General features: G+C 68.3%; 12 protein-coding genes. All 12 read left to right on the plus strand.

Features of this window, described 5'->3' with window-relative positions:
* Positions 1–53: 53 nt before the first annotated feature.
* The 12 genes from rplC (at position 54) to rplX (ending at position 5,882) form a co-directional block, all read left to right on the plus strand.
* Complete coding sequence (gene rplC / locus ACOJSN_RS09820) at positions 54–716, plus strand: 50S ribosomal protein L3 (protein WP_420112312.1); 663 nt, start codon at positions 54–56, stop codon at positions 714–716.
* A complete protein-coding gene (gene rplD, locus ACOJSN_RS09825) occupies positions 713–1,399 on the plus strand; it encodes a 50S ribosomal protein L4 (RefSeq protein WP_420112313.1) in 687 nt (228 codons plus the stop codon). The genes rplC and rplD overlap by 4 nt, the downstream gene beginning before the upstream one ends.
* Positions 1,400–1,404: 5 nt before the next feature.
* Positions 1,405–1,701 (plus strand): 50S ribosomal protein L23, encoded by a 297-nt coding sequence (gene rplW / locus ACOJSN_RS09830; protein WP_420112323.1) that lies wholly within the window; start codon positions 1,405–1,407, stop codon positions 1,699–1,701.
* Between the two features lie 33 nt (positions 1,702–1,734).
* Positions 1,735–2,571, plus strand: a complete 837-nt coding sequence (gene rplB, locus ACOJSN_RS09835; RefSeq protein ID WP_420112314.1) for a 50S ribosomal protein L2 — start codon at positions 1,735–1,737, stop codon at positions 2,569–2,571.
* A gap of 14 nt (positions 2,572–2,585) precedes the next feature.
* Entirely contained in the window at positions 2,586–2,867 is a 282-nt protein-coding gene (gene rpsS, locus ACOJSN_RS09840; RefSeq protein ID WP_420112315.1) for a 30S ribosomal protein S19, read from the plus strand.
* Positions 2,868–2,929: 62 nt separating this feature from the next.
* Complete coding sequence (gene rplV, locus ACOJSN_RS09845; protein WP_420112316.1) at positions 2,930–3,301, plus strand: 50S ribosomal protein L22; 372 nt, start codon at positions 2,930–2,932, stop codon at positions 3,299–3,301.
* 2 nt (positions 3,302–3,303) lie between these two features.
* Entirely contained in the window at positions 3,304–4,122 is an 819-nt protein-coding gene (rpsC, locus tag ACOJSN_RS09850) for a 30S ribosomal protein S3 (RefSeq protein WP_420112317.1), read from the plus strand.
* 3 nt (positions 4,123–4,125) lie between these two features.
* Positions 4,126–4,542, plus strand: a complete 417-nt coding sequence (gene rplP / locus ACOJSN_RS09855; protein ID WP_420112318.1) for a 50S ribosomal protein L16 — start codon at positions 4,126–4,128, stop codon at positions 4,540–4,542.
* 2 nt (positions 4,543–4,544) lie between these two features.
* Positions 4,545–4,787: a 50S ribosomal protein L29 gene (gene rpmC / locus ACOJSN_RS09860; protein ID WP_420112319.1), complete on the plus strand. Its 243-nt coding sequence runs from the start codon at positions 4,545–4,547 to the stop codon at positions 4,785–4,787.
* Positions 4,784–5,101 (plus strand): 30S ribosomal protein S17, encoded by a 318-nt coding sequence (gene rpsQ, locus ACOJSN_RS09865; protein WP_420112320.1) that lies wholly within the window; start codon positions 4,784–4,786, stop codon positions 5,099–5,101. Before rpmC ends, rpsQ begins: the two co-directional genes overlap by 4 nt.
* Before the next feature lie 73 nt (positions 5,102–5,174).
* Entirely contained in the window at positions 5,175–5,543 is a 369-nt protein-coding gene (rplN, locus tag ACOJSN_RS09870) for a 50S ribosomal protein L14 (RefSeq protein WP_420112321.1), read from the plus strand.
* Positions 5,544–5,546: 3 nt separating this feature from the next.
* Positions 5,547–5,882 (plus strand): 50S ribosomal protein L24, encoded by a 336-nt coding sequence (gene rplX, locus ACOJSN_RS09875; protein WP_420112322.1) that lies wholly within the window; start codon positions 5,547–5,549, stop codon positions 5,880–5,882.
* Positions 5,883–5,921 lie beyond the last annotated feature (39 nt).

Here is a 5,921-nt window from a genome sequence, read left to right on the forward strand (position 1 = left end):
CTCGACCTTCCGGCTGACGTCAACATCGAGATCAAGCTGTAGAGGTTCGTCTCATGACTGCAACTACTGAGCGCGCCGTGAAGGCGCTGCTGGGCACGAAGCTCGGCATGACCCAGGTGTGGGACGAGGCCGGTCGGCTGCGTCCCGTCACCGTGATCGAGGTCGGCAACAACGTCGTCACCCAGATCAAGTCGCCTGAGACCGATGGCTATTCCTCGGTCCAGCTCGGCTACGGCCAGATCGACCCGCGCAAGCTCACCCAGCCGTTGCGGGCCCGGTTCGACGCTGCCGGCGTCACCCCGCGCCGCCACCTCGCCGAGGTGCGCACCTCCGACGCCGCTGAGTACAGCGTCGGCCAGGAGCTGGCTGCGGACACGTTCGAGGCCGGCGCCGTGGTCGACGTGGTCGGCACCACCAAGGGCAAGGGCACCGCGGGCGTCATGAAGCGCCACGGGTTCTCCGGTGTGGGCGCCTCGCACGGTGCACACCGCAACCACCGCAAGCCGGGCTCGATCGGTGGCGCCTCGACGCCGTCGCGCGTGTTCAAGGGCCTGCGCATGGCCGGCCGTATGGGCCACGAGCGCCAGACCACCCAGAACCTCACGATCCACGCTGTCGACGTCGAGAAGGGCTACCTCCTCGTCGCCGGCCCGGTGCCCGGCCCCAAGGGCGGCATCGTCGTGGTCAAGACCGCCGCGAAGGGGGCCCAGCGATGACCGCCGTCGACATCCTCGACGCCACGGGCAAGAAGTCCGGCACCACCGACCTCCCGGCCGAGATCTTCGACGTTCAGGCGAACGTCCCGCTGATCCACCAGGTCGTCGTGGCGCAGCTCGCTGCCGCACGTCAGGGCACGCACAAGGCCAAGAGCCGCGGCGAGGTCCGCGGTGGTGGCAAGAAGCCGTACCGCCAGAAGGGCACCGGTCGCGCCCGCCAGGGCTCGCTCCGTGCGCCGCAGTTCGCCGGCGGTGGCGTGGTCCACGGGCCGGTCCCGCGTGACTACAGCCAGCGGACCCCCAAGAAGATGAAGGCCGCGGCCCTGCGTGGCGCCCTGTCGGACCGCGCACGCGGCGGCAAGGTGCACGTGGTCTCGAGCTTCGTCTCGGGTGACGCCCCCTCGACGAGCGGCGCGCTGGCCACCCTCGCCGCGCTGGCCTCCTCGCGTCACGTCCTCGTGGTTCTCTCGCGCGGCGATGAGACCACCTGGAAGAGCCTGCGCAACGTTCCCACGGTGCACCTGCTCCACCCGGACCAGCTCAACACCTACGACGTTCTCGTCTCCGACGACGTCGTGTTCACCTCCGAGGCTCTCGAGACGTTCGTCGCCGGCCCGGCCACCGGCCGCTCCGTGACGGCGTCGGCCAGCTCCGCCGAGGTCATCGAGGAGGACTCCAAGTGAGCGACATCAGCACCAAGCACCCGCACGACGTCATCGTCGCGCCGGTGGTCTCCGAGAAGAGCTACAACCTCCTCGACGAGGGCAAGTACACCTTCCTGGTGGACCCCAGCGCGAACAAGACCGAGATCAAGCTCGCCATCGAGCAGATCTTCTCGGGCGTCAAGGTCGCGTCGGTGAACACGATCAACCGCAAGGGCAAGGCCCGCCGTACTCGCTTCGGTCTCGGCCGCCGCAAGGACACCAAGCGCGCGATCGTGACGCTGCGCGAGGGCACCATCGACATCTTCGGCGGAGCCGGCTGAGCCGGGCCTGCTGAGAGGTAGAGGAACAGATCAATGGGCATCCGTAAGTACAAGCCGACGACGCCGGGCCGCCGCGGCAGCTCCGTCGCCGACTTCGTCGAGATCACCCGGTCCACGCCGGAGAAGTCGCTGGTTCGACCGCTCTCCAAGTCCGGTGGCCGCAACAGTGCGGGCCGCATCACGGCTCGTCACATCGGTGGCGGTCACAAGCGCGCCTACCGCGTGATCGACTTCCGTCGTCACGACAAGGATGGCGTTCCCGCGACCGTCGCGCACATCGAGTACGACCCCAACCGCACCGCGCGCATCGCGCTGCTGCACTACGCCGAGGGCACCAAGCGTTACATCATCGCGCCGAACCGCCTGAAGCAGGGGGACCGGGTCGAGGCCGGCGCGAGCGCCGACATCAAGCCCGGCAACAACCTGCCGCTGCGGAACATCCCCACCGGTACGGTCATCCACGCCATCGAGCTCAAGCCCGGTGGCGGCGCGAAGATCGCCCGCAGCGCCGGTACCTCGGTGCAGCTCGTCGCCAAGGACGGCCCGTACGCCCAGCTGCGGATGCCCTCGGGCGAGATCCGCAACGTGGACGCGCGCTGCCGCGCCACGATCGGTGAGGTCGGCAACGCCGAGCAGAGCAACATCAACTGGGGCAAGGCCGGCCGCATGCGGTGGAAGGGCAAGCGCCCGACCGTCCGTGGTGTCGCCATGAACCCGGTGGACCACCCGCACGGTGGTGGTGAGGGCAAGACCTCCGGTGGTCGCCACCCGGTCAGCCCGTGGGGTCAGGCCGAGGGCCGCACCCGCCGTCCGAACAAGCCGAGCGACAAGCTGATCGTGCGCCGTCGCCGTACCGGCAAGAAGCGCTAAGGAGCACCCCAGACATGCCTCGCAGCCTGAAGAAGGGTCCCTTCGTCGACGACCACCTGCAGAAGAAGGTGGACGTTCAGAACGAGAAGGGCACCAAGACCGTCATCAAGACCTGGTCGCGCCGGTCGGTCATCACGCCCGACTTCCTCGGCCACACCTTTGCGGTGCACGACGGCCGCAAGCACGTCCCGGTGTTCGTCACCGAGGCGATGGTGGGCCACAAGCTGGGCGAGTTCGCCCCGACCCGCACCTTCCGCGGGCACGAGAAGGACGACCGGAAGGCTCGGCGCCGCTGAGCATGCTCAGTTGCCGACCGACCAGACGTCAGAGAAGTCGAAGAGACAAGTAAGGACACACGATGGAAGCCAAGGCGCAGGCGCGGTTCGTCCGTGTGACGCCCCAGAAGGCTCGGCGCGTGGTTGACACGATCCGGGGCAAGGGTGCGTCCGAGACGATCACGCAGCTCCAGTTCGCTCCGCAGGCGGCCGCCGAGCCGGTCCGCAAGCTCGTGGCGAGCGCGATCGCGAACGCACGCGTGAAGGCCGACCAGGCGTCGGAGCGGTTCGATGAGGGCGACCTCGTCATCGCCGAGGCGTTCGTCGACGAGGGTCCGTCCCTCAAGCGGTTCCGTCCCCGTGCGCAGGGTCGTGCGAGCCGGATCCTCAAGCGCACCAGCCACATCACGGTGATCGTGGCGGACCAGAACCGTCACAACGAAGGGGGTCGCTGACCATGGGTCAGAAGGTCAACCCGCACGGCTACCGCCTCGGTATCACGACCGACCACCGCACCCGGTGGTTCGCCGACAGCACCAAGGCTGGTCAGCGCTACCGCGACTACGTGAACGAGGACGTGCAGATCCGCAAGCTCATGGCCACGGGCCTCGAGCGCGCCGGCATCGCCAAGGTGGAGATCGAGCGCACGCGTGACCGTGTGCGCATCGACCTGCACACCGCGCGTCCGGGCATCGTCATCGGCCGCCGCGGCGCCGAGGCCGACCGCCTGCGTGGCGAGCTCGAGAAGCTCACCGGCAAGCAGGTGCAGCTGAACATCCTCGAGGTGAAGAACCCCGAGGTCGACGCTCAGCTGGTCGCCCAGGGCATCGCCGAGCAGCTCGCGTCCCGCGTGTCCTTCCGCCGCGCCATGCGCAAGGGGATCCAGTCCTCGCAGCGCGCCGGTGCCAAGGGCATCAAGGTGCAGGTCTCCGGCCGCCTCGGTGGCGCCGAGATGAGCCGCTCGGAGTTCTACCGCGAGGGCCGGGTGCCGCTGCACACGCTCCGCGCGAACATCGACTACGGCTTCTTCGAGGCTCGCACCACGTTCGGTCGCATCGGCGTCAAGGTGTGGATCTACAAGGGCGACCTCACCGAGAAGGAGTACGCCCAGCAGCAGGCCAGCGCCGCACCGCGCCAGCGCCGCAACGACCGTGGTGAGCGCGGTGGCCGTGGCCGCCGCGACGACGCCGCTCCCGCGCAGCAGGCTGCTCCGGCCGAGGACGCTCCGGCGCCCGCGGCTGCCACCGCTGCCCCGACGTCAGAGACGGAGGCCTGAGCCGTGCTCATCCCCCGGCGGACCAAGCACCGCAAGCAGCACCACCCGAAGCGCCGTGGTCAGGCCTCGGGCGGCACGTCGATCGCCTTCGGCGACTACGGCATCCAGGCCATCGAGCCCGCCTACGTCACCAACCGGCAGATCGAGGCCGCGCGTATCGCGATGACCCGTCACATCAAGCGTGGCGGAAAGGTCTGGATCAACATCTTCCCGGACCGCCCGCTCACGAAGAAGCCGGCGGAGACCCGCATGGGTTCCGGTAAGGGTTCGCCCGAGTGGTGGATCGCCAACGTCAAGCCAGGCCGGGTCATGTTCGAGCTGGCCGGTGTGGATGAAGAGCTTGCTCGCGAGGCCATGCGCCGCGCGCAGCACAAGCTCCCGATGAAGACGCGGTTCGTGAGCCGCGAGGGTGGTGAGTGACCGTGGCAATCGGTTCCAAGGAGCTGGCTGTCCCCGAGCTCGACGGCATGACGTCGGAACTGCTCGTGGCGGAGCTCAAGAAGGCGAAGAACGAGCTGTTCAACCTGCGTTTCTCCTCTGCCACCGGGCAGCTGGAGGACCACGGTCGGCTCAAGACCGTGCGGCGCGACATCGCCCGCATCTACACGATCCTGCGCGAGCGCGAGCTCGGCATCCGCACCGCGCCGACCGTTGACGCGAAGTGAGCGAGGACACCATGACTGAGACCACTGAGAGCGCGCCCGTGGCGGCCGACTCCGGCGCGGACCACCGCAACTACCGCAAGACCCGCCGCGGCTACGTCGTCAGCGACAAGATGGACAAGACCGCCGTCGTCGAGGTCGAGGACCGCGTGAAGCACGCGCTGTACGGCAAGGTGCTGCGCCGCAGCTCCAAGGTCAAGGCGCACGACGAGAACAACGAGGCCGGCATCGGCGACCTCGTCCTGATCCAGGAGACCCGGCCGCTGTCGGCCACCAAGCGGTGGCGCGTGGTCGAGATTCTCGAAAAGGCCAAGTGACGGCTAAGTCCACAATCCGTTCGGCAAGGCTCGCATGCAGTGCGAGAACCAGCACGACACCAGGAGCTAACAGATGATTCAGCAGGAGTCGCGACTCAAGGTCGCCGACAACACAGGTGCCAAGGAGATCTTGTGCATCCGTGTGCTCGGTGGATCCGGTCGTCGTTACGCCGGCATCGGCGACACGATCGTCGCCACCGTCAAGGACGCGATCCCGGGCGGCAACGTCAAGAAGGGCGACGTCGTCAAGGCGGTCGTGGTGCGCACCTCCAAGGAGCGCCGCCGCCAGGACGGGTCCTACATCAAGTTCGACGAGAACGCAGCGGTCATCCTCAAGGCTGACGGCGAGCCGCGTGGCACGCGCATCTTCGGCCCGGTGGGCCGCGAGCTGCGCGACAAGCGGTTCATGCGGATCGTCTCGCTCGCACCGGAGGTGCTCTGAGCCATGGCGAAGATCAAGAAGGGCGACCTCGTGGTCGTCATCGCAGGCCGCGACAAGGGCCAGCAGGGCCGCGTGCTCGAGGTCCACGAGGACCGGCTCGTCGTCGAAGGCGTGCAGCGCGTGAAGCGCCACACGAAGGTGGCGCAGAGCCAGCGTGGCACCCGCACCGGCGGCATCGAGACAGTCGAGGCGCCGATCCACGTCAGCAACGTCATGCTCGTCGACTCCGAGACCAAGCGTGGCACTCGGGTCGGCTACCGCACCGAGCAGGTTGAGCGCGACGGTCGCACCAAGACCCAGCGGGTCCGCGTGGCCCGGCGCTCCGGTAAGGACATCTGATGAGCACCACCGAGATCACCGAGACCGAGCGCGCGCCGA

It is taken from the genome of Pseudactinotalea sp. (genome assembly GCF_048594945.1).
In the GTDB taxonomy this organism is placed as follows: Bacteria; Actinomycetota; Actinomycetes; order Actinomycetales; family Beutenbergiaceae; genus Pseudactinotalea.

What these genes read in the sequence shown, in the direction of transcription:
- rplC (WP_420112312.1), top strand. Translation starts at nt 54, where the DNA reads ATGACTGCAACTACTGAGCGCGCCGTGAAGGCGCTGCTGGGCACGAAG.
- rplD (WP_420112313.1), top strand. Translation starts at nt 713, where the DNA reads ATGACCGCCGTCGACATCCTCGACGCCACGGGCAAGAAGTCCGGCACC.
- rplB (WP_420112314.1), top strand. Translation starts at nt 1,735, where the DNA reads ATGGGCATCCGTAAGTACAAGCCGACGACGCCGGGCCGCCGCGGCAGC.
- rpsS (WP_420112315.1), top strand. Translation starts at nt 2,586, where the DNA reads ATGCCTCGCAGCCTGAAGAAGGGTCCCTTCGTCGACGACCACCTGCAG.
- rplV (WP_420112316.1), top strand. Translation starts at nt 2,930, where the DNA reads ATGGAAGCCAAGGCGCAGGCGCGGTTCGTCCGTGTGACGCCCCAGAAG.
- rpsC (WP_420112317.1), top strand. Translation starts at nt 3,304, where the DNA reads ATGGGTCAGAAGGTCAACCCGCACGGCTACCGCCTCGGTATCACGACC.
- rplN (WP_420112321.1), top strand. Translation starts at nt 5,175, where the DNA reads ATGATTCAGCAGGAGTCGCGACTCAAGGTCGCCGACAACACAGGTGCC.
- rplX (WP_420112322.1), top strand. Translation starts at nt 5,547, where the DNA reads ATGGCGAAGATCAAGAAGGGCGACCTCGTGGTCGTCATCGCAGGCCGC.